Origin of the sequence: Streptomyces sp. NBC_00539 (assembly GCF_036346105.1) — a bacterium.
Taxonomy (GTDB): domain Bacteria; phylum Actinomycetota; class Actinomycetes; order Streptomycetales; family Streptomycetaceae; genus Streptomyces.
On sequence record NZ_CP107811.1, the window covers coordinates 2,591,089 to 2,615,921 of the forward strand.

Annotated in this window: 25 protein-coding genes; 12 read left to right on the forward strand and 13 right to left on the reverse strand. The window is 73.3% G+C overall.

Translation table 11 applies throughout. The features are described 5' to 3' along the window. Positions 1-89: 89 nt before the first annotated feature. The 4 genes from OG861_RS11210 to OG861_RS11225 all read right to left on the reverse strand — a co-directional run bounded on the left by OG861_RS11210 (position 90) and on the right by OG861_RS11225 (position 5,263). Positions 90-986: a hypothetical protein gene (locus tag OG861_RS11210; protein WP_329198063.1), complete on the reverse strand. Its 897-nt coding sequence runs from the start codon at positions 984-986 to the stop codon at positions 90-92. Next, positions 983-2,710: a DUF3492 domain-containing protein gene (locus OG861_RS11215; protein ID WP_329198061.1), complete on the reverse strand. Its 1,728-nt coding sequence runs from the start codon at positions 2,708-2,710 to the stop codon at positions 983-985. Before OG861_RS11215 ends, OG861_RS11210 begins: the two co-directional genes overlap by 4 nt. Before the next feature lie 205 nt (positions 2,711-2,915). After that, positions 2,916-4,175: a DUF3152 domain-containing protein gene (locus tag OG861_RS11220; RefSeq protein ID WP_329198059.1), complete on the reverse strand. Its 1,260-nt coding sequence runs from the start codon at positions 4,173-4,175 to the stop codon at positions 2,916-2,918. A 5-nt stretch (positions 4,176-4,180) separates the two neighbouring features. After that, positions 4,181-5,263, reverse strand: a complete 1,083-nt coding sequence (locus OG861_RS11225; RefSeq protein ID WP_329198057.1) for an alpha/beta fold hydrolase — start codon at positions 5,261-5,263, stop codon at positions 4,181-4,183. A 122-nt stretch (positions 5,264-5,385) separates the two neighbouring features. Here OG861_RS11225 and OG861_RS11230 point away from each other — a divergent pair, with 122 nt between their 5' ends. The 4 genes from OG861_RS11230 to OG861_RS11245 all read left to right on the forward strand — a co-directional run bounded on the left by OG861_RS11230 (position 5,386) and on the right by OG861_RS11245 (position 7,200). Next, positions 5,386-5,601 (forward strand): hypothetical protein, encoded by a 216-nt coding sequence (locus OG861_RS11230; protein WP_329198055.1) that lies wholly within the window; start codon positions 5,386-5,388, stop codon positions 5,599-5,601. Positions 5,602-5,737: 136 nt separating this feature from the next. Continuing rightward, the gene (locus OG861_RS11235) at positions 5,738-6,376 is read left to right on the forward strand and encodes a TetR/AcrR family transcriptional regulator (protein ID WP_329198053.1); all 639 of its coding nucleotides are present in this window, start codon (positions 5,738-5,740) and stop codon (positions 6,374-6,376) included. A gap of 144 nt (positions 6,377-6,520) precedes the next feature. Beyond that, a complete protein-coding gene (locus OG861_RS11240) occupies positions 6,521-6,748 on the forward strand; it encodes a DUF3107 domain-containing protein (protein WP_329198051.1) in 228 nt (75 codons plus the stop codon). Between the two features lie 149 nt (positions 6,749-6,897). Beyond that, the gene (locus OG861_RS11245; protein WP_329198049.1) at positions 6,898-7,200 is read left to right on the forward strand and encodes a hypothetical protein; all 303 of its coding nucleotides are present in this window, start codon (positions 6,898-6,900) and stop codon (positions 7,198-7,200) included. Positions 7,201-7,336: 136 nt separating this feature from the next. Here the strand turns inward: OG861_RS11245 and OG861_RS11250 are convergent, their stop codons facing one another. After that, entirely contained in the window at positions 7,337-8,095 is a 759-nt protein-coding gene (locus tag OG861_RS11250) for a ferritin-like fold-containing protein (protein ID WP_329198047.1), read from the reverse strand. Positions 8,096-8,574: 479 nt separating this feature from the next. Here OG861_RS11250 and OG861_RS11255 point away from each other — a divergent pair, with 479 nt between their 5' ends. The 3 genes from OG861_RS11255 (at position 8,575) to OG861_RS11265 (ending at position 11,859) form a co-directional block, all read left to right on the forward strand. After that, the gene (locus OG861_RS11255) at positions 8,575-10,644 is read left to right on the forward strand and encodes a DEAD/DEAH box helicase (RefSeq protein ID WP_329198046.1); all 2,070 of its coding nucleotides are present in this window, start codon (positions 8,575-8,577) and stop codon (positions 10,642-10,644) included. Between the two features lie 98 nt (positions 10,645-10,742). Then, complete coding sequence (locus OG861_RS11260; RefSeq protein WP_329198044.1) at positions 10,743-11,615, forward strand: alpha/beta fold hydrolase; 873 nt, start codon at positions 10,743-10,745, stop codon at positions 11,613-11,615. 91 nt (positions 11,616-11,706) lie between these two features. Then, a complete protein-coding gene (locus tag OG861_RS11265) occupies positions 11,707-11,859 on the forward strand; it encodes a hypothetical protein (protein WP_168714059.1) in 153 nt (50 codons plus the stop codon). Positions 11,860-11,979: 120 nt separating this feature from the next. On the opposite strand, the gene OG861_RS11270 is transcribed toward OG861_RS11265, so the two are convergent. The 4 genes from OG861_RS11270 to OG861_RS11285 all read right to left on the reverse strand — a co-directional run bounded on the left by OG861_RS11270 (position 11,980) and on the right by OG861_RS11285 (position 15,504). Continuing rightward, positions 11,980-12,582 carry a MarC family protein gene (locus tag OG861_RS11270; protein ID WP_329198042.1) on the reverse strand — a complete coding sequence of 201 codons (603 nt, stop codon included), beginning with the start codon at positions 12,580-12,582 and terminating at the stop codon, positions 11,980-11,982. 57 nt (positions 12,583-12,639) lie between these two features. Beyond that, positions 12,640-13,509: a PHP domain-containing protein gene (locus OG861_RS11275; protein WP_329202430.1), complete on the reverse strand. Its 870-nt coding sequence runs from the start codon at positions 13,507-13,509 to the stop codon at positions 12,640-12,642. Between the two features lie 680 nt (positions 13,510-14,189). Beyond that, the gene (locus OG861_RS11280; protein ID WP_329198040.1) at positions 14,190-14,831 is read right to left on the reverse strand and encodes a DUF6758 family protein; all 642 of its coding nucleotides are present in this window, start codon (positions 14,829-14,831) and stop codon (positions 14,190-14,192) included. Positions 14,832-14,919: 88 nt separating this feature from the next. After that, positions 14,920-15,504 carry a suppressor of fused domain protein gene (locus OG861_RS11285; protein WP_190183294.1) on the reverse strand — a complete coding sequence of 195 codons (585 nt, stop codon included), beginning with the start codon at positions 15,502-15,504 and terminating at the stop codon, positions 14,920-14,922. A 408-nt stretch (positions 15,505-15,912) separates the two neighbouring features. Between OG861_RS11285 and OG861_RS11290 the strand changes: the two genes are divergently transcribed. Both OG861_RS11290 and OG861_RS11295 read left to right on the forward strand, forming a co-directional pair. Then, the gene (locus OG861_RS11290) at positions 15,913-17,037 is read left to right on the forward strand and encodes a magnesium and cobalt transport protein CorA (protein ID WP_329198037.1); all 1,125 of its coding nucleotides are present in this window, start codon (positions 15,913-15,915) and stop codon (positions 17,035-17,037) included. Between the two features lie 31 nt (positions 17,038-17,068). Then, on the forward strand, positions 17,069-17,581 hold the full coding sequence (locus OG861_RS11295) for a hypothetical protein (RefSeq protein WP_329198035.1): 513 nt from the start codon (positions 17,069-17,071) through the stop codon (positions 17,579-17,581). An 85-nt stretch (positions 17,582-17,666) separates the two neighbouring features. Here the strand turns inward: OG861_RS11295 and OG861_RS11300 are convergent, their stop codons facing one another. Continuing rightward, on the reverse strand, positions 17,667-18,461 hold the full coding sequence (locus OG861_RS11300; RefSeq protein ID WP_329198033.1) for a hypothetical protein: 795 nt from the start codon (positions 18,459-18,461) through the stop codon (positions 17,667-17,669). A gap of 210 nt (positions 18,462-18,671) precedes the next feature. On the opposite strand from OG861_RS11300, the gene OG861_RS11305 reads away from it, so the two are divergent. The 3 genes from OG861_RS11305 (at position 18,672) to OG861_RS11315 (ending at position 21,831) form a co-directional block, all read left to right on the forward strand. Beyond that, a complete protein-coding gene (locus OG861_RS11305) occupies positions 18,672-19,943 on the forward strand; it encodes a magnesium transporter MgtE N-terminal domain-containing protein (protein ID WP_329198031.1) in 1,272 nt (423 codons plus the stop codon). Between the two features lie 121 nt (positions 19,944-20,064). Next, on the forward strand, positions 20,065-20,628 hold the full coding sequence (locus OG861_RS11310; RefSeq protein ID WP_329202429.1) for a DUF1003 domain-containing protein: 564 nt from the start codon (positions 20,065-20,067) through the stop codon (positions 20,626-20,628). Positions 20,629-20,670: 42 nt separating this feature from the next. Continuing rightward, positions 20,671-21,831 (forward strand): Mrp/NBP35 family ATP-binding protein, encoded by a 1,161-nt coding sequence (locus OG861_RS11315; RefSeq protein ID WP_329198030.1) that lies wholly within the window; start codon positions 20,671-20,673, stop codon positions 21,829-21,831. Positions 21,832-21,904: 73 nt separating this feature from the next. Here OG861_RS11315 and OG861_RS11320 read toward each other — a convergent pair whose 3' ends face one another. From OG861_RS11320 to OG861_RS11330, 3 genes are all read right to left on the reverse strand, one after another. Next, the gene (locus OG861_RS11320) at positions 21,905-22,639 is read right to left on the reverse strand and encodes a hypothetical protein (RefSeq protein ID WP_330261697.1); all 735 of its coding nucleotides are present in this window, start codon (positions 22,637-22,639) and stop codon (positions 21,905-21,907) included. A gap of 177 nt (positions 22,640-22,816) precedes the next feature. Continuing rightward, complete coding sequence (locus OG861_RS11325) at positions 22,817-23,263, reverse strand: sec-independent translocase (protein WP_329198026.1); 447 nt, start codon at positions 23,261-23,263, stop codon at positions 22,817-22,819. A gap of 171 nt (positions 23,264-23,434) precedes the next feature. Beyond that, entirely contained in the window at positions 23,435-24,757 is a 1,323-nt protein-coding gene (locus OG861_RS11330) for a S1C family serine protease (RefSeq protein ID WP_329198024.1), read from the reverse strand. Positions 24,758-24,833 lie beyond the last annotated feature (76 nt).

Below are 24,833 nucleotides of genomic sequence, written 5' to 3' on the forward strand. Positions count from 1 at the left end.
TTGGTTGGTTGGCTGGCCGGTCATCCTGTTTCTCCTTGGTCTGGGTGGGGTGGTGGGGGTACGGCGCTCCGGGGTCGGTTTCCGAAGGCTCAGGGACGCGCGTGTGCGGAGGCACGGGACAGCGCGAAGACGGCGTGTACGAGGAGTCCCGCGGCGGCGGCGAGCGGGGCCGCGGGGACCGGTACGAGGGCCACGGCCAGGGCGGCCGCGACGGGCGCCCGGTGTGCGCCGTGGGCGAGCAGCAGCCGGGTCAGGAAGAGCAGCGCCGCGAGCGGGACGGCCACGGCCGGTGGTGCCGTGGCGAGTACGGCGGCCCCCGCGGCGGCGGCGGTGAAGGCGGCGACGGCGGCGACCAGCAGCGGCCGCACCCCGGCGGCGAAGTCCTCCAGGACGCGGCTCCCGGCCAGGCCGCGCCGGGCGCGGGCCGCGAAGGCGGTGGCGGCCAGGTGTCCGGGGGCGACGGCCAGGGCGAGGGCGACACCGAGGGCGGGGCCGTGCCGGTGGACGGCCCAGCCGACGGCGGCCGCCGCGAGCAGGTGCGGCAGGCCGGGGAACCGCCCCCCGGCGGTCCGCCCGGGCCACACGAGCGCGGCGACGGTGACGGCCACCGCGACGGCGCCGGCCGACGGCAGCCGGGCGGCGGCGGCCCCGAGGGCGACGGCCCCGGGCAGCAGGGCGCAGCCGAAGCGGCGCAGCGCGCCCGGGGTGACGGCGCCGGCCGGGGCCGGCACGGCCCGGGTCTCGCCTCGCGGGGTGCGGGCGTAGAGCTCCTCGGCGAGGGAGAAGACGTCCCGGTGGCGGAAGCGCGCGGCGGTGCGGTCGGTGATGCCGTGGGCTTCGAGCCCGGCGGCGATCTCCAGCGGGTCGACGGCGCGTTCGCACAGGTCGCGGTGGCGGTGCAGCAGCGCCTTGACGGGGTCCCCGGCGGCCCGCCGGCGCGGGGCGGCCGCGGGCTCGGGCCGCAGCCCGGTGTCGTCGAGGGTCATGCCGCCGCCTCCGCGGCCGACGCGGACCCCGCCAGGGGTGCGGCCACGGGCCCGGGCACCGGATCCGGTCCCGGCGCGAGACCCGGCCCGGGCGCGGGAGCCGGTTCCGGCGCGGGCACGGCATCCCGTCCCGGCGCGCGGTCCGCCGGCTCCGCGGCGTCGTGCGGCGCCGTCGCCCAGGTCGGCGACGTCCAGTGCCCCGGCACCCGCGCCTCCGGCGGCTGGGCGAAGGGGATCCCCCCTTCGGGCCGGGCCGGCCCCTGCGCGAGCAGGAGCAGGTAGACGTCCCTGAACGCGGCCACGTTCTGCTCGACGGTGAACAGCTCCAGGGCCCGCGCCCGGGCGGCCGCCCCGAGCCGCTGCGCCCGCTCGGGGTCCCGCAGCAGCGACAGGCAGGCCTCGGCCAGGGCCTTGGGGTTGCGCGGCGGTACGACCAGGCCGGTCCCGCCGATGACCTCGCGCACCGCGCCGACGTCGGTGGAGACGGTGGCCCGGCCGCAGAACATCGCTTCGGCGAGGGTGAGCGGGAAGCCCTCGATCACCGAGGACAGCAGCACCACCCGTCCCGCACCGTAGGCGTCGGCCGCCGACGGTGCCTCGGGTCCGCCGATCTCCTCGAAGGTCACCGGGTTCTCCCCCATCGTGAGCGCGTCGGCGGCCTCGTCGGGGAAGAGCTGCGCGGCCAGGGAGCGGCATTCGGCCAGGTAGCCGGGGAGGGCGGCGGTGGCGAAGATGCGCAGCCGCGTCTGCGGCGCGGCCCTGCGCACCTCGGCGAACGCGTGCAGCAGGGCGACGAGGTCCTTGGCCGGCTCCATCCGGCCGACCCACACGAGGGTGTCCGCCTCGCCGCAGCCGGGGTCCTCCCCGACGGTGGCGAATCGGTCCGCCTCCATCCCCGGGTGGACGGTGCGCACCCGCTCCCGCGCGGCCCCGCACCGCTCCTGCCAGCGGCGGGCGTGGGCGTTGCCGGGGGTCAGCAGGTCGGCCCGGGCGTAGATCTCGGCGGCCAGGCGGATGTGGAAGGCCGCCAGCAGGGCGCGTACGGCGGGCCGCTCGTCCGGGGAGTGCTCCAGGTAGTGGGCCCGCAGCCGCACCCCGTACTCGGTGACCAGCAGCGGGACCCCGAAGAAGCGTTTGGCCAGCAGCCCGGGGAGCGCCGCGGTCCCGCCGGCGGTGGCGTGGCAGACGTCCACCCGGCCGAGGTCCTCGTACCAGTCGAGGGACAAGGGCCGCAGGAGGCGCTCCAGTCCGTCCACGAACTCCAGCAGGTCCTGGACCCGGGCCGCCCGTAAGGCACGGCCCGCACCCGGTGCGCGGCAGCCGGCCTCCACTGCCCGTACGGCGGTTTCCGAGCGCAGGGCGGCGTACAGCCCGCCCTGGTCGCGGGCGAGTTCGGCCAGTCCGTACAGCCCTGCGGCGAAGGGGCCGGGCTCGCCGGCACAGATTCCGCGGACGAGGTCCCCGAAACAGTCGGCGAAGCGGCGGCGCTCACGCCGGGAGCGGCCGCGTCCGTCGTCGGCGGGGGCCCACAGCGGGGCGGTCCGCACCAGGGTGACGTTGCCGGGCAGCGGCACGCGGCCGCGCCCTTCCTGCTCGGCGCTGCGGCTCAGCGCGTAGAGCTCGAACGCGTGCTGCGGCAGCCCGCGCACGAGCCGGTCGCACCACGCTCCGGCCTCTCCCGTCGCATACGGATAACCACCTTCCGTGAGCAGTCCGATCCGCACGAGTGGCACCCCCGATCTCCCGTTACAGGCGGTCTCCGTCGGTCCGTCGACCCGCCGCGGGAGAACTCAAGCCGATATGCCGAAGGCGCGACGGACGGTTGTCCATCGCGCCACCGGAAGGGGTGAAGAGTCGTAACTTTCCCCTGCGGCCCGCGTTCGAGCACGCTAAAAAGGGCCGGCCCCGCCCGGGGGCGTGCGGCGGGTTTCAATTACCGGGGAAGACCCAGGGATTGGGCTTGCAGGCGATGTCGTCGATGTCGAGGGACTTCGTCTGCTGCTGCATGATCGGGGCGAGCGCGCCGGGCGTCCGGCAGTTGACGTGACCGTGTCCGAGCCGGTGCCCGACCTCGTGGTTGATGAGCATCTGGCGGTAGGCGAACATCTGGTCCGCGCCGTACGTCGGGGAACCCTGGGCCCAGCGGAAAGCGTTGATCATCACGCGCTCGGTGGCCGCGGAGTCGCAGGAGACGTTGTCGACGGTGGTGTCCAGCCCGGACTTGGCGCACCAGACGCCCGTGGTACCGGGGCTCGCGAGGGTGATCACGAAGTCGGCTTCGCCGCCCGGTACCCGCTCGAAGGTCATCTCCCCGTTGTGTGCCCAGCTGCGCGGGTCGTTGAGGGTGCGTTGCACCGCCTCCGCGAACAGCTGCGGGTCCAGCCCCAGCCCCTGCTCCACGTCGACCCGGTAGCGCAGCAGCTTCCCCTTGCCCGGGGCCTTGGCGATGCCGGGGACGGTGTCGAAGAGGCCGGGACCGGTGAGCTTCGCGTCGATCGGCAGCTGCTGGGCCATCTTCTGCTCGTACGTCAGCTCCGCCGGAACCACCTCGGGCGTCGCCCGGCCCTCGGAACGGGACGCCGGCGACTGCCCGGTGGCCGGCCGGTCCTTCGCGCTGCCCGCGGCGGCCCGGGCCGGCTCGGCATCGCGGTCCCCCTGGCCGATCACTTGTCCGGCCACGACGACGGCGAGCACGGTGGTCACCGCCGCCGCGGCCATGCCGGTGTAGGTACGGATCTTCGTGCCGCGGCCGGACCCGGGCGCGGGCCCGGACTCCTGTCCGGTCCCGGCCTGCGGTCCGGGTTCGGCCTGCGGTCCGGGTTCGGGCTCCGGCGCGGCGAGCGGCGCACGGGGTCCGGGGAAGCCGACCGCGGGGGTGCCGAACGCCGGGGTCTCGGTGTCCCGCGCGGGCGGCGGCGCTGCCACGCGCGCCCGCGGCACCCCGCGCCAGTCCCCGTAGACGGTGCCGGTGCCGGTCGGCGGCCCGGCGCCCCAGGCGCCCCCGGGCTCCCGCTGTTCCGGGTGCCCGGCCGGCCGCTCCTCGCGCGGCGGTGCGCCGGAGCCGAACGCGTCGAAGGGGGCGCCGTGCGCCGGTACCCGGACGGACTCGCGCGGGCGCTCGTCCGGCGCGGACTCCCCCGGCGGCGCGGGCCTGGTGGGGGCGGAGCCCTTGCGACTATGTCGTCCCACGCGTCTCAGCCTCTGCCGTCTTCGGTGTCTGCCGTGTCTTGGCCCTGCTCGTTCTGTTCGCACTGCCCGGGGTGTTCCGCCTGCCCGGCCGCACGCCCCGCCGTCGGCTTCCCGGCAGCAGTCTGGCGCGCGCGTTCGGTGTCCCGCAGCAGTTCCCGGAAGGCGGTGGCCACCACCTCCGGGTACTCCATCATCGCCACGTGTCCCGCCTCGGGCAGACTCAGCAGCCGCGAACCACGGAAGGCCGCGGCCGCCTTGTGCGCCTTGCGGAACGACACCAGCTGGTCGCGGCCGCCGTAGATCAGCAGGGTCGGCGCGAGCACCCGCTGCGCCTGCCGCCACAGTCCGTGCTGGCCACCGAGGGTGTAGGCGTCGACGATGCCGCGCGAGGAGCGGGTCATCGCGTCCCAGAAGTACGGCAGGGCCATCCGCCGTTCCATCTCCTCGACGGCGGCCTCGAAGCCCTCGGACGTCACCCGGGAGGGGTCTCCGTAACAGAGGGCCGTCACCCCCTTGGTGCGCTGTTCGGCGCTCATGCCGCGGGTGAGGCGCCCGAACAAGGTGGCCACCCCGGGCAGCGCCAGCAGGGCGGTGGGCACGGCCGACCTCTGCACGCGCAGCTCCGGCAGCGCGGGCGAAACGAGCGTCAGGGTCCGTACGAGGTCGGGCCGGACGGCGGCGACCCGGGTGGAGACGGCGCCGCCCAGGGAGTTCCCGAACAGGTGCACCGGCCCGCGTCCGGCGGCGTCGAGGTAGCGGATGACCACGCGGGCCAGGCCCGTGACGGAGTAGTCCCGGTCGGCGGGCGGCGGCGACCAGCCGAACCCGGGCAGGTCGATGGCTTCGCAGTCCACGTCGCCGGCGAGCTGCTCCATGAGCGCCGACCAGTTCTGCGAGGACCCGCCGAGACCGTGCACGAACAGGGCGGGCGGCAGCCCTTCCCGTACCGGTGGCCGGAACCGTACGTTCAGCTCCAGACCGGACAGCGGGGCCGTGCGCAGCCGCTCCCCCTCGGCCACCCGGCCGCCCCCCACCTGGGAGGTCAGCTCGGCTGCGGCCTTCACACCCGGCAGCTCCGTCGAAGACATGCGGCCAATGTTACGAGACGATCACACCCGGCCCCTTGTGTCGGCGGTCACAGGACCACCTGGCGGCGTAACCGCGTTCCTCCTAGGCTCATAGGGAGACGAGCGAAGGCGAGGGGAGCGGTATGACGGTCGATCCTGCCGAACCGGACAGTTTCCAGGAGGAGCTCCGGGAGTTTCCCGACCCGGAGACGCCCGAGGCGGATGCCGCGGAGCAGCACACCGACGTCCAGCCGCACGACGACGACCGGCCGACCGGCGTGGACCGGGACGAGGCCACCGACGGCGATGCCTTCGAGCAGGCCCGGGTGGTCCCGCTGGACGAGGACGACTACCGCTGACCAGCGTGTCCGGGGGGTCGGGAGTGGTCCGTACAGCGAGAAAACTCGGCCTGAACCCACCAGATTCGGTTACCGAAAAGTACGATGGCGGCGCGGCGCAGAGCGCAGTGTGTTCTTAGAGAAAGTGGGAGGCGGCGTGACAGCCATCGAGCAGACGGACGCAGCGCGTCCCCGGGGCACGCGACTGCCGCGCCGCGCCCGACGCAACCAGCTCCTGGGCGCGGCCCAGGAGGTTTTCGTCGCGCAGGGGTACCACGCGGCGGCGATGGACGACATCGCCGAGCGCGCGGGTGTCAGCAAGCCGGTGCTCTACCAGCACTTCCCCGGCAAGCTCGACCTCTACCTCGCGCTGCTGGACCAGCACTGCGAGGCGCTGCTGCTGGCGGTGCGCACGGCGCTGGAGTCGACGAGCGACAACAAGCTGCGCGTCGAGGCGACCATGGACGCCTACTTCGCGTACGTGGAGGACGAGGGCGGCGCGTTCCGGCTGGTGTTCGAGTCCGACCTGACGAACGAGCCGGCGGTGCGCGAGCGCGTCGACCGGGTCTCGCTCCAGTGCGCGGAGGCGATCTCCGACGTCATCGCGGAGGACACCGGCCTGTCGAAGGACGAATCGATGCTGCTGGCGGTGGGGCTGGGCGGCGTCTCGCAGGTCGTGGCGCGGTACTGGCTGTCGAGCGAGAGCCCCGTCGCACGGGACACCGCGGTGGGTCTGCTGACCTCGCTCGCCTGGCGCGGCATCGCCGGTTTCCCGCTGCACGGCACCGAGGGCTGAGGCCGGGGCGCGGGCCCGCGGCGAGGGGGGGCTGTTCGCTGCGAGCGTGTCCGCCGCAAGCCGATCGTGTCCCCTCTCCGGGCTAATGTGGACCGGGTACGGCGCGGCTGATCGCGCGAACCGGATCGTCGGAGGGACAAAGCCGTGGAGGTCAAGATCGGCGTGCAGCACGCACCCCGGGAGATCGTGCTGGAGAGCGACCTGAGCGCCGAGGAGCTGGAGGGCATCGTCACGGCGGCGCTGTCCGGCACGGTGCCGCTGCTGAGCCTGACCGACGCCAAGGGCCGCAAGGTCCTGGTGCCGTCCGACCGCCTGTCGTACGTCGACCTGGGCGAGCCGAGCGGACGCAAGGTGGGCTTCGGCGCGCTCTGAGTGCGCGGACGGGGCGTGACTTGAGTCCCGGCAGACCGAGAGTGACGGCCCGGCGGATGCATCCGCCGGGCCGTTTCCCTTTCTTCCGCTTCGGGTAGGAGCGCACTGCTGCACCCCGCACACGCCCGCCGACGTATGGAAGGGACCTCATGCTGCTGATGGAAGCGCTCGGCTCCGGTCTGCTGGGACTCGCCCTTGCCGGGGCGGCGGTGCGCGCGCTCGGGGAGCGGCTGCCCTCTTCCAGAACGGTGCTGGTCAGCGGAGTGGCGGGGGCGTTGTTCGGGGCGTACCTCACGCACATGTCGCTGGGCCCGGGGCACAACACGCTGGCGGCGACGCTGCTGGGCTCCGTGATGGTGTCCGCGGTGGTGCTGTCCTTGCTGCTGCGGCCCGCGGGGCGCTCCGGCCCCTCCCGCAGGCGGCCTCCGTTTTCACTTCCGACGCGGGGCTGACCCCTAGGGACCACCCGGGACACCCGGGACCAGTCGCAGAGAGCAGAGACCGGTCGGGACCCCTCTGACACCGCACGCGCACGCACGGCCCCGGGCGGGGAATTCCGCTCCGGGGCCGTGCGTGTCTGCGGGCGGCTCAGGCGGCGAGGCCGAGGGCCGCCATCCGCTTGGTGTGGGCCTTGGTGATCCGGGTGAACATCTCGCCGACGGCCGCGAGGTCGAAGCCGGCCGCCATCCCGTCGACACCGCCGACCAGCATGGTCGACAGCGCGTCGCGTTCGGCGACCACGCGCTGGGCCTGCGAGAGCGCCTCGCCCATCAGCCGGCGGGCCCACAGCGCGAGCCGGCCGCCGACGCGCGGGTCGGCCTCGATCGCGGCGCGCACCTTCTCGACGGCGAAGCCGCCGTGGCCGGTGTCGTCGAGCACGCCGACCACGAGGGCGCGGGTGTCGGTGTCCAGGTGGGTGGCCACCTCGCGGTAGAAGTCACTGGCGATGGAGTCGCCGACGTATGCCTTGACCAGGCCTTCCAGCCAGTCCGAAGGGGCGGTCTGGCGGTGGAAGTCGTCGACGCCCTTGGCGAAGGGCTCCATCGCGGCGGTGGGCTCGGCGTCGATCGCCGACAGCCGGTCGCGGAGCCGCTCGAAGTGGTGGAACTCGGCGGAGGCCATCTTCGCGAGTTCGGCCTTGTCGGAAAGCGTGGGCGCGAGCTTCGCGTCCTCGGCCAGGCGCTCGAACGCCGCGAGTTCTCCGTATGCGAGCGCGCCGAGCAGGTCCACGACGGCTGCCCGGTACTGCGGTGAGGCCGAGGCGGTCGCCCAGTCCTGGGCGGCGATTCCGGCCGCCTCCGCGGGGGTGCCGTCGTCGGCGGGCGATGCGTTTTCTACGGTCGACATGCACCGCACAATAGCCCGCCGAAACCCGCCGCGAACCACCTGCTCAGTCCACCTAAACGCGACTACCAGGTGAATTCACCCGACACAGCTGCGCGATTCCGGGGTACAGTGGTAATGCGCCTGCCGGAAACTCGGCGGGCCATCCGAATGAGGATGCCCGGTCGGTGGCCCGATCGGCTCCACCCGACCGCCCTCTGTGTCGTGCGTACGTTCATGCGTACCGCCCGCACGAGGGGCCCCCTCAGCGGCAGAAGCGCTTGAGCGAAGGCTAGTGGTCCCGCGCAGCTTTGTACGGCTCGCCCGAACGTGGGCGGGTGTAGTACTGCAAGCCCGGCACGGTACGACCCCCCTCGCCGCCTCGCGCCGCGTCTCACAGAAGAGGCAGCACCCTGACTACGTTCCGTGAACTCGGGATCCTTCCCGAGACCGCCGAAGCCCTTGAAGCCGTCGGCATCGTGTCCCCCTTCCCCATCCAGGAGATGACCCTCCCCGTAGCCCTCTCCGGCTCGGACGTCATCGGCCAGGCCAAGACCGGAACCGGCAAGACGCTCGGTTTCGGCCTTCCGCTGCTGGAGCGGGTCACCGTCCCCGCCGACGTCGAGTCGGGCCGGGCCCGGCCCGACCAGCTGACCGACGCCCCGCAGGCGCTCGTGGTGGTTCCCACCCGCGAGCTGTGCACCCAGGTCACCAACGACCTGCTGACCGCGGGCAAGGTCCGTAACGTCCGCGTCCTCGCCATATACGGCGGCCGCGCGTACGAGCCGCAGGTCGAGGCCCTCAAGAAGGGCGTCGACATCATCGTCGGCACCCCGGGCCGCCTCCTCGACCTGGCCGGTCAGCGCAAGCTGGACCTCTCCCACGTCAAGGCCCTCGTCCTGGACGAGGCCGACGAGATGCTCGACCTGGGCTTCCTGCCCGATGTCGAGAAGATCATCAACTACCTGCCGCCGAAGCGTCAGACCATGCTGTTCTCGGCGACCATGCCGGGAGCGGTCATCGGCCTGGCCCGCCGGTACATGTCGCAGCCGACGCACATCCGCGCCACCTCCCCCGAGGGCGAGGGCGTGACCGTCGCCAACATCAAGCAGCACGTCTTCCGTGCGCACAACATGGACAAGCCGGAGCTCGTCTCCCGCATCCTGCAGGCCGAGGGCCGCGGTCTGGCCATGATCTTCTGCCGTACGAAGCGCACGGCGGCCGACATCGCCGAGCAGCTGGAGAAGCGCGGCTTCGCCTCCGGCGCCGTCCACGGCGACCTGGGCCAGGGCGCGCGCGAGCAGGCGCTGCGGGCGTTCCGCAACGGCAAGGTCGACGTGCTGGTGTGCACCGACGTGGCCGCGCGCGGCATCGACGTCGAGGGCGTGACCCACGTCATCAACTACCAGGCGCCGGAGGACGAGAAGACCTTCCTGCACCGCGTGGGCCGTACCGGTCGCGCGGGCAACAAGGGCATCGCCGTCACCCTGGTCGACTGGGACGACATCCCGCGCTGGCAGCTGATCAACAAGGCGCTGGAGCTGGACTTCCACGAGCCGGTCGAGACGTACTCCACGTCCCCGCACCTGTTCGAGGAGCTGAACATCCCGGCCGGGACCAAGGGCATCCTGCCGCGTGCCGAGCGCACGCGTGAGGGCCTCAAGGCCGAGCAGCTGGAGGACCTGGGCGAGACCGGCGGCCGTGGTGGCCGTGGCGGTCGCGGCCCGGCCGCCGCCGCCGCGCCGGCCGAGGAGCGTCCGGCGCGTACGCGGACCCCGCGTCAGCGCCGCCGTACGCGCGGTGGTGCCGAGACGGGCGCCGAGACGGTGGCCGCGGCCGCCGCGGTGGCCCCCGTCGCCGAGGCTCCGGCAGCTGCGGCCCCCGCCGCAGTGGCCCCCGCCGCCGACGAGCCGCGCAGGCCGCGCAGGCGCCGGACCCGTGCGGCCGCGCCGTCGGCGAACGCCGCCGCGGTGACCCCGGTCGCCGAGGCGCCGGCCGCCGCCCCCGAGCCGGACTTCCAGATGGCCCCGGCCGTCGAGCCCGTCCGGCCGGCGCGCCGCCCGGTCCGCCGGCCCGTGACCCCGTCCGCCGCGGAGCCCGACTTCCAGATGGCCCCGCCGGTGGAGCCCGCCCCGGCCCGCCGCACCCGGACCCGCAAGGCCGTGGCTCCGGTGGCCGAAGCCGTCGCCGAAGCCGCCGTGGTCACCGCCCCGGCTGCGGTCGTGGAGGAGGCTCCGGTCAAGCCGAAGCGCACCCGGACCCGCAAGGCCGCGGAGGCCGCCCCCGCGGTGACCGAGGCCGCTCCGGTTGCCGCTCCGGTCGCGGAGGAGGTCCCGGCGAAGCCGAAGCGCACGCGCACCCGCAAGGTCGCGGAGGCCGCCCCCGCGGTGACCGAGGCCGCGCCCGAGGCTGCCGCGGTTGCCGAGGAGGCCCCGGCGAAGCCGAAGCGCACCCGGACCCGCAAGGCCGCGGAGGCCGCCCCCGTGGCGACCGAGGCCGCCGCCGAGGAGGCTCCCGCCAAGCCGAAGCGCACGCGTACCCGCAAGGCCGTCGCGCCGACGCCGGAGGCGTAACGACGCCCGATGGGCCCCGGTCCCCTCTTCGGAGGGGACCGGGGCCCTTCGCGTGCCAGGGGCTGTACCGCACGCTACGGGCCGGTAACCTCGGCCCCATGAGCAAGCCGCCCCGCCTGACCCTGCCGTCCGTCGCCCGCGCGTACCGTCTCGGGACCGCGCGCGGGGAGTTCGCCGTGCACGAGGCGGGCGAGCCGCTGCGCGGCACGGCCCTGCTGGTACCGGGCTTCACCGGCAGCAAGGAGGACTTCATCGGCCTGCTGGAGCCGCTGGCCGCCGCCGGATACCGGGTGGTCGCGGTCGACGGGCGGGGCCAGTACGAGAGCCCCGGCCCGCGCGACGAGTCCGCGTACGGCTGCGAGGAGCTGGCCCGGGACCTGCTCGCCCAGGCCAGGGCGCTGGACGCCGGACCGGTGCACCTCGTCGGCCACTCCCTGGGCGGCCTGATCTGCCGCGCGGCCGTGCTGCGCGACCCCGCCCCCTTCGCCTCCCTCACCCTGATGAGCAGCGGCCCGGCGGCGATCACCGAGAACCAGCAGGCCCGTACGAAGCTGCTGATCGCGGCGTTGGAGACGCTGCGGGACGACATGGCGGCCGTGTGGGACGCGATGCGCGCCCAGGACCCGCCGAACGCCGTGCCCGACCCCCCCGCGCTGGCGGGCTTCCTGCGCGAGCGGTGGCTGGCGACGGTACCGGAGCAGCTGATCGGCACGGGGCGGGTGCTGATCTCGGAGCCCGACCGGGTGGCGGAGCTGGCGCAGGTGCCGCTGCGCAAGCTGGTCCTGTCGGGGGAGGTCGACTACGCCTGGCCGGTGCCGCTGATGGACGAGATGGCGCGGCGCTTGAGGGCGGCGCGAGTCATCGTCGAGGACGCGGAACACTCCCCCAACGCCGAGAACCCGCAGGTCACCGCGGGTGCGCTGGCCGCCTTCTGGGGTACGGAAGCGGTACCGGCCCCAGAGGTTCGTTAGCGAGTGAAAAAATTTCCTTAGCGTAGGGAATGTTTGCGGCTTACACTTCGTTATGCCAGTGCAAGTGAAACACTGACGAAGGGAGAAGCCCGTGCGCTTCGAGATTCTGCGCCTGGACGATGTCAACGGAAGCGCCGTGGACAGCACCGTCGTGGACGCGGCCTCCGTCAACCGGATCGTGCAGCACGCCGCCTCCGTGGGCCAGCGCATTCTGATCCGCCCGGCGGAGACCGCGTCCAACTGACCCGCTTCACGCGATTGCCCGCTGCTACGTACGCGAGGGACGACGCAATGCCCCGCACCGGACCGGTGCGGGGCATTCGCATGTGCAGCGGGCGGCGCACCATGGCGGGCCGCCGGCGTCTCAGGCGTGCACGACCTGGAGCACACCGTTGATGATCTGCTGGACGGCGATCGCGGACAGCATCATGCCGGCGAGGCGCGTCACCAGGACGACGCCGCCGTCCTTGATCACCCGGATGATCACCAGCGAGTAGCGCATCGTGATCCACAGGACGACGTGCATGGCGATGATCGCCGACCAGACCGAGACCTGCCCCCCGAAGCCGTCGGCCTTCTGCACGGCCAGGATGACGGAGACGATCGCACCCGGACCCGCCAGGAGCGGCATGCCGAGCGGCACGAGCGCGACGTTCACGTCCTTGGTCTGCTTGGGCTCGTCCGTCTTGCCGGTGAGCAGGTCCAGCGCGATCAGCAGGAGGAGCAGCCCGCCGGCGATCATCAGCGCCGGCACGGAGACGTGCAGGTAGTCGAGGATCTGCTGACCGCAGATGCCGAAGACGGCGATGACACCGAAGGCCACGCAGACGGCCTGCCAGGCCATGCGGCGCTGCACCTTGGTGGCGCGGCCGGAGGTCAGGGCGAGGAAGATCGGCGTGATCCCCGGGGGGTCCATAATCACGAAAAGCGTGAGAAATAGGGATCCGAAGACGGCGAAATCAAACACAGTGATGCCTTGCAGGAGAGAGGGGTGTAGCAAAAAGGAGCGGGGGCGGGCGAGGGCTCAGCCCTCGTGGCGCCGTCCACCGGCACCGGGGACGGGGAAGGCCCCGGTGGCGCGGCGCGTGATCTCGCCGTAGATCTCGGGGTCGGTCGTGTGTTCCCCGAGGCGGCAGGTCTTGCGGCTGCCGTGGTAGTCGCTGGACCCGGTGGTCAGCAGACCCAGCTCGTCCGCGAGGCCCCGCAGCCGGGCGCGCGTCGCGGCGTCGTGGTCCATGTGGTCGACCTCGATGCCGTCGAGTCCGGCCGCCGCCAGTTCGGCGATGGCGCTCTCGGGCACGCAGGCGCCGCGCTTGGCGGCGCCGGGGTGGGCGAAGACGGTGACCCCGCCGGCCGCCTTCACCAGGCGTATCGCGTCGAAGGGGTCGAGCTCGTGCTTCTCGGCGTAGGCGCGGCCGCCGTCGGCGAGCCAGTCGGGCGTGAACGCGTCGGAGACGGTGGGCACGACGCCGAGCTCGACGAGGGCGGTGGCGATGTGCGGCCGGCCCACGGAGCCCGCACCGGCGATCCGGGCGACCTGCTCCCAGGTGACGTCGACGCCGAGCGCCTGGAGCTTGCCGATCATGGCCTGGGCGCGGGGGGTGCGGTCGTCGCGGACCAGCTCCCGCTCGGCGTGCAGCTCGGGCTCTTCGGGGTCGAAGAGGTAGGCGAGCATGTGCATCCCGATGCCGTCGAGCCGGCAGCTGAGCTCGGCGCCGGTGACGAGGGTGAGCCCCTGCGGCACGGCCGCGACGGCCTCGGCGTATCCGCCGACGGTGTCGTGGTCGGTCAGCGCGATGACGTCCAGCCCGGCGGCGGCCGCGTTCCGCACCAGCTCGGCGGGGGTGTCGGTGCCGTCGGAAGCCGTGGAGTGGGCGTGCAGGTCGATGCGCACAGCCATGCTCCAGGGTTCGGGACGTACGGGGGGACACTCAAGGGTACCCCTGCCCCGGCCGGGCCTTGACGTGCGCGAACGCGGGGCGTCGCGGGACGGGGCGGCCCCGGCTGCCACGGGGGCGCGGCCGCCAGGGGTTGCGGCTGTCCGGATGCGGCCGCCCGGCTGCCCGGGGCTGCGGGTGGGCCGCTGCGCGGGGCGGTTCCCCTACCCGCCCTTCCTCCGTTCCCCGGGGCTCCGCCCCGGACCCCGGGCGCCGCTCGCACGGCTCGGCCCCGAGCCCTCCCGGCTTTCCGCGGCCGCGCCGGACTCCAGCCGTCGGCCCAGGGCCGGTGGCCGGCGCTCGCAGCGGCGCATGCCATCGGCCCCCACGAACGCCGGGCCGGAGCTGCCGGGCGAGACGCGCTGACCACCGCTCGGCCCTGGCGGGCTCCCGTGGGGGCACGCGCGTACCCCGAGGGTCGATGCGGGCGGGGGACCCGCCGGATGGCAGCGCGCCCGGCCGGGGGTTACGGACGGCGCGGCGCCGGGAAGCCGGGAGCCCTCGGGGCCGAGCCGTGCGAGCGGCGCGTCAAGAGGTCAAGAGGAAGGGGCTACCGGCCCGGGACCGGCGGACGGAGTCCGGCGCAGCGGCGCGAAGCCGGTGAGGCCGGCCAGGGCCGAGCCGTGCGGGCGGCGCGTCAAGAGGACAGAATGCGGGGGCTCAGCGCGCCGCACGGGACCAGTTCGACCTCGGCGCCCGCCTCGCGCAGGTCGGTCAGGACGAGTTCGTCGTACATGAGCAGCCCCGTCTGCTCCGGCCAGACCACCGCCCACAGCCACAGCCCGCGCGCCTCGCCCGCGAACACGGCCCGGTCGTCGGGGGCTCCCTTGACGTGCCACAGCGGGGTCGGCCGGCCGGCCGCGACGACCTTGGCGTGCGGCGGCGCGGAGACGTCCATGTAGGGGCCGGGGTCGGGTGCGTCGATCCCCGCGTACCGCGCGCCGAGGCCTACCCCCAGTTCCTCCGCGACGAGCACCAGCTCACCCATTCCGCCGAGCGGCCCGGGACCCGAGCAGGCGACGGCGGTGGCGCGGCCCCCGCTGCGGTCGTCCCCGGCGGCGGCGACGCCGGTGAACAGCCACCCCACCGGCAGGGGCCACGGCATCCACACCGGTACGTGCGCCCGGTGCACTATGACGCCCAGCCCTTCGACGCTGGGCGGGATCACGGGCTGCAGGGGATGGACGGCGCCGTGCACCGCGCACTGCCAGGAGTCGGCGAAAAGACCGGGCGCTCGGACCCGGCCACCGCACTTCGGGCAACTCGGTTCGCCCCTCATAAGAAGCACGCTCCTCCCCGCCCGGCGCCCCGTCAAGGCACGCTCACCCGTCCGGATGCCATCCATCCGTACCCCGGGCGACGGGAGCTCAGTCCAGTGCGACGGCCGTACGCAGAGGATCCCGCAGATCCGTGCCGCGCGCGAGCCAGCGTTCCTGGAGGGCGGCCGCGCCGTGCACCCGCTTCCAGGCGGCCTCGTTGGCCGTCATCGGGAGCAGCGGCAGGAACCGCACCGGCTCCAGCGGCTCGTCCAGTACGAGGTCCTCCACCAGCCCTCCCGGTTCGGCGACCAGGACGGAGCTGAACGGCGCGCCCTCCCAAAGGGGTTCACCCACGTCCAGCGAGGCACCGGGCGCCACGACCAGCCCCTCGACCATCGGGGACGCGGCCAGCACGGCGAGCGGACGCAGCAGCTTGTCGGTGGGCGCCAGACCCGCCCGCACGGTCAGCACCAGCTCGGCGCGGGGGCCGCGCAGCGGGTCGGCGACCACGGCGGTCGGGTCGGTCATCGGGTGCGCGGACATGCCGAGGGTCGCGTACCGCACGAGGTCGCCCTCGGCGAAACGGAGTACCTCGATGCGGTCGGTGCCGAGGAAGGTGACGGCGGCGCGGGCGTCGGGTTCGCCGAACGCGGTGCGCAGCCGGGCCTCCACAAGGGCGAGAATTTCTGCCATGGAGCGAGCATAGAACTCGTATCCGGCGGGTAAAGGCGCGGTCCTGACCATCCGTCGGCTGATAGTGTTGACAGCTGGTCGGGACCGCACGCAGACGCGTTGTTTCCAGGGTCCGGGCGACAGGACGTCCCTCACGGGGGACCGGCCGGAGGAGGTGGGGCTGCGATGGATCGAAGTCGATCGTGCAGTACCAATCGCTCTTCCACTTCTATGCCGGGCGTTCCGCGCCCCCTGTGATCTTCCCCCGGTGGCCTGCCGGGCGCCGGAAGGTCAGTAGAAGAGCGACGGCAGAACGTTTGTCCTCTCCGTCCTGTTTCCCTCCGTCTGCCCGGGGCTGACTGCCCGTGCGCAGCCGCGGAGGGCCTCCCACCCGTACGGTCCGCAGCCGTGCGCGCGAAGGAGCCTGCCATGTCGATGCTGCCCTACCTCCGTGCCGCCGTCCGTCCGGCCCTGCGCCGGTCCACCCCCGCGCAACCCGGCTACGACACCACCCGCGACCCGTCCGCCAGCAGCGCGGTGGTCGACTGCGCCGTCTACCGCGACGGGCGGCGCGAGCCGCGCGAGCCGGGCACTGCGTGCCTGACGCCCCGTGAGGCGATCCGCCGGGTCCGCGAGGAGGGCGGCTTCGCCTGGATCGGTCTGCACGAGCCCACCGAGGCCGAGTTCGCCGGGATCGCCGCCACCTTCGGGCTGCACCCGCTCGCCGTGGAGGACGCGGTGCACGCGCACCAGCGGCCGAAGCTGGAGCGCTACGACGACACCCTGTTCACCGTCTTCAAGACGATCCACTACGTCGAGCACACCGAACTGACCGCCACCAGCGAGGTAGTGGAGACCGGCGAGGTGATGTGCTTCACCGGCCCGGACTTCGTCATCACCGTCCGGCACGGCGGCCAGGGCTCCCTCAAGGGCCTGCGCCACCGCCTGCAGGACGACACCGAACTGCTGGCCCGGGGACCCTCGGCGGTGCTGCACTCCCTCGCCGACCACGTCGTCGACGGCTACATCGCGGTCGCGGCGGCGGTGCAGGACGACATCGACGAGGTGGAGAGCGCGGTCTTCGCCGCGCCCGCCAAGGGCAGCGGCCGCGGCGGCGACGCGGGCCGCATCTACCAGCTCAAGCGCGAGGTGCTGGAGTTCAAGCGGGCCGTCTCCCCGCTGCTGCGGCCGATGGAACTGCTCTCCGAGCGCCCGATGCGGCTGGTGGACCCCGGCATCCAGAAGTACTTCCGCGACGTCGCCGACCACCTGGCGCGGGTGCACGAGCAGGTCGTCGGCTTCGACGAGCTGCTGAACTCGATCCTCCAGGCCAGCCTCGCGCAGGCGTCGGTCGCGCAGAACGAGGACATGCGCAAGATCACCTCGTGGGCGGCGATCATCGCGGTCCCGACGATGATCTGCGGCGTGTACGGGATGAACTTCGAGCACATGCCGGAGCTGCACTGGCGCTACGGCTACCCGATGGTGATGACCGCCATCGCCGGGGCCTGTCTCACCATCCACCGCGCCCTGCGCCGCAACGGCTGGCTGTAGCCCCTCACCGGCCGCTGGCTACCCTGTGCGCATGACTCTCAGCGCGCTCGACCTGGCCCTCGTCGAGGAGGCCACCAAGAAGTCCGGGCTCATCTGGGTCCGCGGCTCCGGCGCCGACCGGGCCCTGTGGCACGCCTGGGTGGACGGCGCCGCCCACGTGGTGGGCGACGGTCCCGGTGAGCAGCCGTTCCCCGGGCTCACCGACGGCGGCGGCGCCGAGGTGACCGTGCGCAGCAAGGACAAGGGCGGCCGGCTGGTCGCCTGGACGGCCACGGTACGGGAGCTCGCTCCGGGCGGCGAGGCGTGGCAGGCGGCGGTGGCGGAGCTCAAGGGCAAGCGGCTGAACGCGCCCGACGCCGAGCGGATGACGGAGCGGTGGGCGCGGGAGTGCCGGCTGCTGCGGCTGGAGCCGGCGGCGGTACGGGACTCCCTGCCGGGCGGGTCGCTGGCCGCGCCGCCGCTGCCGTCCCCGGCGATCACGCGCCGCGAGGTCCCGGCCGGGCTGCCGAAGCTGCTGCTCAAGCGGAAGAAGGCGGCCCGCTAGAGGCCCGCGCTGCCCCGGGCGGAGGAGGCTGCCGGGCCGGGCGGAGGCCGCCGGGTGCGGGGCGGACTGCCCGGGCCCGGCGGGGTCAGCCTTCGGTGGGGTCGGAGCCCTGGCCGGAGCTCTTGCTCGGGCCGGGCGTGGCGCCGCCCGCGTCCTTGGTGGTGGGCAGCTGGGAACCGTAATCCACCGTCTGGTCCTGCGCGGGCGCGCTCAGCTGGAAGCTCTGGCCCCACTCCGCGAGTTCCACCCGCCCGGCGCCGCCCGCGCGTTCCATGAGCAGCGGGTACGGGGTCCCCTCCAGGGACACCGAGAGCCGCCCGCCCTTGCCGCCCGCCGCGAGGACCGGCACCACGCGGCCGTGGCCCACCTTGCCGTAGGGGGCCTTGGTGAGCTTGCCGTCGAGGCCGAGGAGCCCGTCGAGCAGGACGTGCATGTCGGTGAAACCGCGGAACTGCTTGTACGTGGGGTCGCTCTGGGGCACCTTGACGAACTTGTCGCCGAGCTTCCCGGCCGAGTCGGACTTCCCCCAGAAGGCGGAGTTGGCCTTCAAGTACAGCTGTTCGCCGATGCGCAGCACCTGGAAGGTGTCCTGCTGGGACTTGACCTCGCCGGAACCGCCGTCGCCCTTGAGGCGCATGTCGAGGGTGAAGGTCTTGCCGCCGGTGACCACCGAGCCCGACAGGTGCACCGAGCTCGCCGCGGTGGCCGCCGCCTTCGCCTTCGCCTCGATCTGGTCGGCGGGCAGCTTGCCGACGCCGTTCGTGCCCTTGTCGGGGTCCTCGCCGCCGCCGCAGCCCGTGACGGTGACGGTGAGACCCGCGCACAGCGCGCCGATGAAGGCGGCCCGGCGCAGGCGCGCGGCGGGGAAGTAGGCGGTCACGTGCGGGTGCCTCCCGGTCGGTCGTCTGGGGCAGCAGGCAGCGTACCCGCCCCTCCCGCGCGGCCCGCGCCCGGTGTGGAAGCCGCCCGTCCGGCCCCGTACGGACGCCGTACGACGGCCCCACCAGGACGCCCTCCCGGGCCACGGGCTAGCCTGAGGCTCGGCAGGACTGTTGATCGACGGTCGGTTCACGTTCTAGGAGGCGCTCGGATGGTTGCTGGCGCCCCGCGGATCTTCGTCTCGCATCTGTCGGGTGTGCCCGTCTTCGACCCCAACGGCGACCAGGTGGGCCGGGTGCGCGACCTCGTCGCCATGCTGCGCGTCGGCGGGCGGCCGCCGCGGCTGCTGGGGCTGGTGGTCGAGGTGGTCAGCCGACGGCGCATCTTCCTGCCCATGACCCGGGTGACCGGCGTGGAGTCCGGGCAGGTCATCACCACCGGAGTCGTCAACATGCGGCGCTTCGAACAGCGCCCCACCGAGCGGCTGATCCTCGGCGAGCTGCTGGACCGCCGCGTGAAGCTGGTGTCGACCGGCGAGGAGGTCACCGTCCTGGACGTGGCCATCCAGCAGCTGCCGGCCCGCCGGGACTGGGAGATCGACCGCATCTTCGTCCGCAAGGGCAAGGGCGGCGCGCTGCGCCGGCGCGGCGAGACCCTGACCGTGGAGTGGTCGGCGGTGACCGGGTTCTCGCTGGAGGAGGAGGGCCAGGGCGCCGAGAACCTGGTGGCCACCTTCGAGCAGATGCGGCCGGCGGACGTGGCGAACGTACTGCACCACCTGACGCCGAAGCGGCGCGCCGAGGTGGCCAGCGCCCTCGACGACGACCGGCTCGCCGACGTCATGGAGGAGCTGCCCGAGGACGAGCAGGTGGAGATCCTCGGCAAGCTCAAGGAGGAGCGGGCGGCCGACGTCCTGGAGGCGATGGACCCGGACGACGCGGCCGACCTGCTGTCCGAACTCCCGGAGGACGACAAGGAGCGGCTGCTGACGCTCATGAAGCCGGACGACGCGGCGGACGTGCGGCGTCTGATGTCGTACGAGGAGCGCACGGCGGGCGGTCTGATGACCACGGAGCCGATCGTGCTGCGCCCGGACGCGACGGTCGCGGACGCGCTGGCCCGGGTCCGGCAGTCGGACCTGTCCCCCGCGCTGGCGGCGCAGGTGTACGTGTGCCGGCCGCCGGACGAGACGCCGACGGGCAAGTACCTGGGGACGGTGCACTTCCAGCGGCTGCTGCGCGATCCGCCGTTCACCCTGATCAGCTCGATCGTGGACACGGACCTGCCGCCGCTGCGGCCGGACGCCTCACTGCCGGTGGTCACCAGCTACCTGGCCGCGTACAACATGGTCGCGGTGCCCGTGGTCGACGAGAGCGGCTCGCTGCTGGGCGCGGTGACCGTGGACGACGTGCTCGACCACCTGCTGCCGGACGACTGGCGGGAGACGGACTTCCACTCCGAGGAGGCCGTACGTGGGCACTGAACGGCGGCGTGACCCGGCGCGCGACCGGCGCCGCGAGCAGACCCGCGTGCGGCGCGAGCTGGCGCGCGAACACGCCCGCGAGTACGCGCGCGAGCAGGGCCTGACGGGGCGGGAGGAAGAGATCGCCGAGCGGATGCGGGCCAAGACGACCGCTTCCGCGACCGGGGCGAGCGCGCTGACCCGCTCACCGCGGGCCCGGCTGGACCAGCCGCGCAGCGACCGGCGGCGGCTGCTGCCGGTGTACGACCCGGAGGCGTTCGGGCGGCTCTCGGAGCGGGTCGCCCGGTTCCTGGGCACGGGCCGCTTCATCGTCTGGATGACGATCGTCATCATCGCCTGGGTGCTGTGGAACGTCTTCGCGCCGGACCACCTGCGCTTCGACAAGTACCCCTTCATCTTCCTGACCCTGATGCTCTCGCTCCAGGCCTCTTACGCGGCCCCGCTGATCCTGCTGGCGCAGAACCGGCAGGACGACCGGGACCGGGTCAACCTGGAGCAGGACCGCAAGCAGAACGAGCGCTCCATCGCCGACACCGAGTACCTGACGCGCGAGATCGCCTCGCTGCGGATGGGCCTGGGCGAGGTCGCGACCCGCGACTGGATCCGCTCGGAGTTCCAGGACCTGATCAAGGAGATGGACGAGCGGCGACTGCTCCCGCCCGAACGTGACGAAGGCGACCGCTGACGGGCTTACCGGCGGCGTGCTACCGAGCCGTACCATCGGGGCATGGCTACCGACACAAGCTCCGCCGCTGCGCCTGGGCAGGACGCGATCCTGGACGCGCTGGCGACGGTGAACGACCCCGAGATCCACAAGCCGATCACCGACCTCGGCATGGTCAAATCGGTGGAGATCGGCGACGGCGGCGCGGTCGCGGTCACGGTGTACCTGACGGTGTCGGGCTGTCCGATGCGCGAGACCATCACCAAGAACGTCACCGAGGCCGTCGAGCGCGTCTCGGGCGTCACCTCCGTCGCCGTCACCCTCGACGTGATGAGCGACGAGCAGCGCAAGGACCTCGCCGCCACCCTGCGCGGCGGCACCGCCGAGCGGGAGGTGCCCTTCGCCAAGCCGGGTTCGCTGACCCGCGTGTACGCGGTCGCGTCCGGCAAGGGCGGCGTCGGCAAGTCCTCCGTCACGGTCAACCTGGCCGCGGCGATGGCGGCGGACGGCCTCAAGGTCGGCGTCGTGGACGCGGACATCTACGGCCACAGCGTGCCGCGCATGCTCGGCGTCGACGGCCGGCCCACCCAGGTCGAGAACATGATCATGCCGCCGTCGGCGCACGGCGTGAAGGTCATCTCCATCGGCATGTTCACCCCGGGCAACGCGCCGGTCGTCTGGCGCGGTCCGATGCTGCACCGGGCGCTCCAGCAGTTCCTCGCGGACGTCTTCTGGGGTGACCTGGACGTCCTGCTGCTGGACCTGCCGCCGGGCACGGGTGACATCGCGATCTCCGTGGCGCAGCTGGTGCCGAACGCCGAGATCCTGGTCGTGACCACCCCGCAGCAGGCCGCGGCCGAGGTCGCCGAGCGGGCCGGCTCGATCGCCGTGCAGACCCACCAGAAGATCGTCGGTGTCGTCGAGAACATGTCGGGCCTGCCCTGCCCGCACTGCGACGAGATGGTCGACGTGTTCGGCTCGGGCGGCGGCCAGAAGGTGGCCGACGGCCTGACCAAGACGGTCGGGGCGAGCGTGCCGGTGCTGGGCAGCATCCCGATCGACGTGCGGCTGCGCGAGGGCGGCGACGACGGCAAGCCGGTCGTGCTGTCCGACCCCGACTCCCCGGCGGGTGCGGCGCTGCGCGCGATCGCCGGGAAGCTGGGCGGGCGCGCGCGCGGCCTGTCGGGCATGTCGCTGGGGATCACGCCGCGCAACAAGTTCTGAGAGCACAGGGCCGTGAGGCCCCAGGGACACGGCACCGCGGACCCGGTCCGCGGTGCCGCTCGTTTCCGCGCGGCTACTCGTACGTGCCGAGGTCGGAGATGGCCGAGAAGCCGAGGCCGTAGGCGCTCATCCCGCGCCCGTACGCGCCCAGGTGCACGCCCGCCCGGGTGGAGCCGGCGAGCACCCAGCCGAATTCCGACTCGCGGTAGTGGAAGGTGGTCGGCTCCCCGTCGACCGGCAGCGACAGCGTCGACCAGTCGGCGCCGTCGAGGTCGTCGGCGAGTTCCCAGGCCGCTTCGGTCTGCTGGTCGAGCCAGTCGTTGCGCAGGGTGTGGTCCATCTGGCCGGGCCAGCTGTACGCGAGCAGGCCCGAGCCGGCCAGCCAGGCGGCGGAGGCGACGGAGGTCGCCTCCAGGACGCCGGTGCCGTCGCCGCTGCGGCGCAGCGGGTTGCTCGCCACGGTGATCACCACCGCGAAGCGTTCCTTCTCGCCGGTGGCGATCTCGCCCCGGGCGGAGGGCTCGTCCCCGTGGCCGGTGGAGCCGTGCTCGACGGTGCCGTCGGCGGCGGCCCCCACCTGCATGAGCCAGCGGGGTCCGGTGAAGGCCCCGTCCAGCCCGTACCAGGGGAAGTCGGCCCTCAGGTAGCCGTCGAGGGCCCGGCGGGCCGTGGCATGGGGCGCGGACTGCTCCTGGGTTCCCGGTGCGGGGGGCCGCTCGGGCTCCGGGGTGGGCTGTGGTGCGGCGGCGGGGGCCTCGGCGGTGGCTTCCGCGGGCTGTGTCCCTACGCGGCTGCTGGTCGTCTCCATCTGGGCGCCTCTCGTTCCGTGGGGTCCGGAACGGCTCTCCCCTCGCTTCGCGGGGGAATCCCCTCCTCGGGTGCCCTGCGTCCGGACAGATGGAGAGGATAGCCATCCGGTCCCGGATCGCCGGGCAGGCCGTCGCCTAGGTCGTGTCCGGGCGACGTCCGAGGCCGGAAAGAACGCCTAGGTGGCGTCGGCGTCGAAGGGCGTGCGCTGTTCGGCCGAGGGAGCGGCGGGCTTCTTGAGCAGGTCCGGACCCGTGCCGGCGGCGGGCGTGGCGGCCGCGGCGGCGGCCGGCCCGGGCTGCACGTCCCTGCCGTTGACGGCGTCCGTGACCTCGTTCAGCTCCTTGCGGAGGTCGAAGCTGCCGCGGATCTCCTTGAGGTCCTCGTTCTCCGCCAGGTGCTTGCGGATGAAGGTCTTGGGATTGAGGTCCTCGAACTCGAAGTCCTTGAACTCCGGGCCCAGTTCGGAGCGGATGTCCTGCTTGGCGCTGTCCGAGAAAGACCGGATCTTGCGGATGACGCCGCTGACGTCCTGGATCACCTTCGGCAGCTTGTCCGGGCCGAAGACGAGGATGGCGAGCACCACGATCGTGACCACTTCGAGTGCGCCTATGTCGTTGAACACCTTGCCGCTCCTCGGCTCTTTCCACGTCCGGCCCCACAACGGTACCCGGCCCCGCCTCGATGCCCCTACGTCAGGAGGCTCCCGATCGCGTCGGGAGGCCCCCGCTCCTGCTTTCAGCCCCGCGCCCCGGCGGACCGGCGGTCATGATCCGGCGGACCGGCGGACCGGCGGTCAGGATCCGGCAGCCGAGCCGAGGACCACTTCCAGCGCGTGTTCCTTGCCGTCGCGCAGCACCGTCAGGCGCAGCGCGTCGCCGGGGCGGTGGGCGCGGATCTTGATGATCAGCTCGTCACCGCCGTGCACGCGCTGTCCGTCCACCTTCGTGATCACGTCGCCCGCCTTGATCCCGGCCCGGGCGCCCGGGCCGTCCGCCACGACCGACGGCTTGCCGTCCTCGCCCTTGGCCCCGACCCGGGCTCCGTCGCCGGTGTACTGCATGTCGAGGGTGACGCCGATGACGGGGTGCGTGGCGTGGCCGGTGCGGATCAGTTCTTCGGCGACCCGCTTGCCCTGGTTGACGGGGATGGCGAAGCCGAGGCCGATGCTGCCGCTCTGGCGGGCGCCCTCGTCCCCGTCCTTCGCCTTGTCCGCGCCGCGGATGGCGCTGTTGATGCCGATCACGTGGGCCTGGGAGTCCAGGAGCGGGCCGCCGGAGTTGCCGGGGTTGATGGGGGCGTCGGTCTGGAGGGCGTCGACGTAGCTGATGTCGCTGCCGTCGCCCTTGTCCCCGCCGGCCGTGATGGGGCGGCCGGTGGCGCTGATGATGCCGGCGGTGACCGTGTTGGAGAGGTCGAACGGCGCGCCGATGGCCACCACCGGATCACCGACCTGCACGTTCTCGGAGTTCCCGAGGGCCAGCGGGCGCAGCCCCCGTACTCCGTTGACCTTCACCACGGCCAGGTCGTAGCCGCCGTCGCGGCCCACCAGTTCGGCGGGAACGCTGTCACCCGTACTGAAAGTGACCGTTATGTCCTTGGCGTCGGCGACGACGTGGTTGTTGGTGAGGATGTGGCCCTCGCCGTCGAGTACGAAGCCGGTACCGGTACTGCCGCCGCTGCCGCTGCTGACGTGGAGGGTGACCACGCCGGGCAGGGCGGTGGCCGCGATCCCGGCCACGCTCTCGGGGGCGCGGCCCTTGTGGTCGGCGGCGGCCTGCGGGAGTTCGAGGCGGGCGTTGCCCCGGCGTTCGGTGAGGACGCCGACGTAGCCGCCGATGCCCCCGGCGAGGAGCGCGGTGATGACACCGGCGGCCACGAGCTGCCACATCCGCGGCCCGGGGCGGGGCGCCCGGCCCGGGTCGGCCACCTGCAAGGGGACGACGGCCCACGGGTCGTAGCGGGGCTCCGCGGCCGGTACGGGCACCTGCCCCGACTCGGCCGCCGGTACGGGCACCTGCCCCGCCGCGCGCGGCGCCGGCACGTCCGCCGGGCTCGCGGGACGGCTCCACCAGCGGGGCGCCGCCGGAACCGGATCGGTGTGCTGGCTGTCGGACATGGGCGCTCCCCCGCGGCTGGCGGACTTCCACAAGCTGTCGCACCGCCGGGCGGCGCCACTGGCGCCGATTCAATCA